This window comes from Flavobacterium sp. HBTb2-11-1, from assembly GCF_009826975.1.
Classification (GTDB): Bacteria; Bacteroidota; Bacteroidia; order Flavobacteriales; family Flavobacteriaceae; genus Flavobacterium.
The window spans coordinates 1-3,961 of sequence record NZ_WUMO01000021.1 but is presented as its reverse complement, the minus strand read 5'-3'; the positions used below and the strand labels follow the sequence as shown (position 1 = coordinate 3,961).

The 3,961-nt window shown below is 40.8% G+C and carries 1 protein-coding gene; it reads left to right on the top strand.

The window, feature by feature from the left end:
* The coding region (locus tag GR162_RS22055) for a hypothetical protein (protein ID WP_160783890.1) at positions 1–3,961 on the top strand (3,961 nt) is incomplete at both ends.

The window sequence follows — 3,961 nt, the reverse complement described above, 5'->3', positions numbered from 1 at the left end:
TGCTGTAAGTCCGGTAGCGGCCAGTACGCCGGCTCCGGCTTATGTGTTTTCGGGTGTGCCAAGTCCGCAGGCACTTTCTACGCCTTTGAGCACCAATGCTACACGTACAGTGAAGTTTAAAAATAGTGGGAATGTATCTGTATCTACGGTATACTTTGATACCAATGTAGTAACAGGTACACAATACCCATATTACAAACTTCTGAATTCTAATTTTGGTACAGTAACGCCTATAACCAACGGATACCGTATTACCTTAGCAGGTGCGGCTCTGCAAAGTGCTATTACAACAACTTCGGGTACGGCAAATACTAGTTTTGATAATGGTGAAGAAATTACACTGGTACTTACAGAACAGATGACCAGCTGTGCTTTGGGTTCTTCGATACAATTGACCATGAAAGCAGGTTCTGGAGATTCAAAAAATAATTTCTGTTTTTTTGATAGCTCCACAGCTTCTATTACAACTCCTGTAGGAAATCCTGCTATTTCATTAACTCGCATGTCACCTACTTCATGGCCAACTTTTTGCGAGAATGGAAAAGTATCGTATACGGTTAAGAATGAAGGTACGGGAACAGCATCGAGTATTTTTGATATAAAATTTCCTTGGAGTACAGTTTATACAAATGCAGCCCAAGTTCCAAATGTTGAGCCAGCTAGTAATTACACTATAAATAAGGTGTCTATTAATGGAACAGATGTAACCAGTTTAGTTTTAAAACGAAACGGAAACGGTGTTCTTATCCCTGGTTTACAAAATTGTTTTGTAATTGATTTGGCAGGCCTTACCAGTGCTTATGGCACTGCATTGCAGAGCTTAAACGCTGATGGCAAATTTGATGATTTAGCTGCGGGACAAAGTTTTCAGATAGATTTTGAATATGGTTTCAATACTTTATCTTATAAAACATGTAGTTTAAATAGTTATGTTGTACCAAGTACTGGAACGGATTATTTCTCTTTAGGGACTTCATATGTAGACCAGTGCGGTAAGCTAGTAAATAGAGTTAATTATACTGCTGGTGCACTTTCTACTTACACAGCATCTACTTTTCAGGTTGGGGCACAGCAATATGGTGCTTTTACCGCTAGTTTAAATGCTACCGCTCTAAAATCTGGAGATAAAATAAAACTAACTACTGGTTTTGGTGGTACACTATCAGCAGCTTTTACTCAAGGTTCTGCTAAAATGACAAAGACTTTTACTTTTATATTGCCAGATGGTTTGGATTATGACCCTACTGGAAATGTAAGATGGTTATATCTTGCGGGCTATGTTATTCCTAGTAATGCTATAAGTTATAATGCATCTACTAAAACGCTGGTTTTAACTCCAGCATCTACATTAACGGGGATTAATACTGCTAATGATAACCTAGAAATCCCTTTAATAGTAAATGGATCAGGAAGTATCACAAATAAAACAATTCAATATAGTGCGACAATAGGTTTTACAGGTTGTGATATAACAATGCCTTACGGTTGCAGTAGTAGCACACTCAATTATGCAATTGTAGATACCAGTTGCGGTATGGTGGCAACGACGAGTTTTGATATGACTCGCGCAACTTTTGGTTATGCGCCTGCCCCTACTAATACTAACATATGGTATACACCTACTGCTTTTGTAAATGAAAATACGCCAGGAATTAATCTGCACGGGGCTGTTGCAAAAGATAGGGTAAAAACCACTTTTACAGGAACAGTAAATTCTACTTCTTTTACAGAGCTATGGGCAAGGGTAAAATATACTTCAAATTCATCAAATATTACACAATCCAATTTTGACAAGGTAAGTTCTAATACATCTGATATTGCTGGGACAATAACTATTACAAAAGCTTCAGATGGCAGTGTTGTAAATGGCAATATTACAGTTGGGGAGATAGTCTTTAGTTATGATTCATCGACAAGTCTTCAGTTGCAGCAAGTAAATTTAGGAGCTAAAATCGGAGCAGGAAAAGACATCAACTACACTTTACAGGTTGGTGATAAAATTGAAATAAACTGGTTTACCAAAGTAACTCGTGATAATTTGAGTTATGTGTATAGTGCACTGCAAAATTTAGAAGGAGATTTGTACACTAAAGATAGTGGAGGAACGGCTTCTACCTGCCAGCCAATTCCAGTTGGTTTCTTTATTCAAAGACTTTATTTGTTGGCTAATAGTTTTACTGGGGTGCAAGCCGTAGTAGGTCTTAACAGCATGCGTGTAATGGCAAGCCTTTTAAATGGAAATCATCCTACAGATATAGGGGGTGATCATTTTCCTAATGAGGTAAGAAATTATGGAGTTTTTAGGAATGTTCAGATGACCATTCCGGGAATTTGGAAAATGGATACAAATGTAGGCAAAGAACCGTATATTTCTGCTAGTGGGCAGGTTGCTCTTTATAAAGTCAACCCTAATATTTTTACAGTTACCTATAGCGGAGGGAATACCATTGTGACAGCCAATAATATAGCATTAGGCAGTAACGGTTTGCCTTTATCAACCGCTAATATCCCTGTTGTGTCAGATTGGATAGGAGCCAATGGAAATCAAAATTTGAGTGTTTTTATGCTGCCAGTCTGTGCTACAGCGGGTATTATTAATGTGCCTACTGTACAAAATTATGATATTTATACAACGGCTGAGGAAAATAGCAATACGGAGAGTTATATTCAAAATACTTTTACTCAAGGAGGATCTGTTACTCTATATAATTATACAGCTAATGCTTCGCCGACATTACAAAATGTAGATGGCGTAGGCAGTACGGTAAACTGGCAGGTTAGGGTAACCAATACATCAGATACAGCTGCAATAGTGGCGGCAGGGGGTGAGGCAAACCTGCCAAATAACTGGATGAGCTTTGTGTCTCCAAACAATAATATTACAATAACTAAATTGGTGTCTACAACAGCTCCTTTCACAGAATATCCCGCGGTAAGTTACGGAGCTGGCAAGTACTGGGTAAAACTGGGAGACATTGCCACTACGGCTACCTATAACGTAGAGGCCCATTATACTGCCTGCACAAATGATAAAGTGAATTTTACGTATGGCTTTGGAGCTACAGGCTATCCTATGGATCCTGACGTAGGCTATGGAGCAGAACTGGGAGCCTGCACAGCCAACCAGACCACGTTTGATCTTAACCTGCTTCCAAAAGATATCGGCATCACAATGGTGGTAACATCGCCACAAAATCCTGTGCAGTTCTGCACCAACCCCATAAAGGGATCGGAGCACATGATCGACTACAGCATGGAAGTGACCAATACGGGAACCGGAAATGCAGAGAACCTGATACTCGAAGCGGCTTTCCCTGCCAATTATACGGCAAGGGCGGGAACGAGCAAATTGATATACGACGGGGCAACAAGAACCATCGGCGATCCTGTTTTTAACACGGCAAAAGGGGTATGGCAGTGGTACATCTCGGCAGACGCTAATGGTATACCATTTTTGCCGCCGTCATCAAACGGAAATAACGTGATGGCGGTAAGTTATCAGGGGGAAACGACCTGCGGCTATGTTTCGGGCTCATCGGTAGCTTATAATATGAACGCCACGAGCGGCTGCGGGCAGCTCACTCAAGAGGCCGCTTCAGGAGATGAGATGAATTTGAGCGTTGTGCCTCCGGCATTAAACAGCTATGTGCTGACACCGAGCGTGGTAAACCTGAAAAATGACGGCAGCGGAGCTGTATACAGCATCGAGATTAAAAACCAGGGCTCAAACCCAATAAGCACAAACGAAAACATTTATGTAACCTTGCCTTCTTCGATAGATTATGTGGCTGGTTCAGTAGAGAGAACCATTGGAGCAGGAAATATAACAGAACCAACAGGCAATACTGTTGTGGGCAAAACGCGTATCATCACTTTCCCGCTTCCAACCGGAGCAAGCGGCAATACGCTGGTGCAGAATGAAACGGCAAGCTTCAGCATCAAGTTTAAAATTATAGATCCA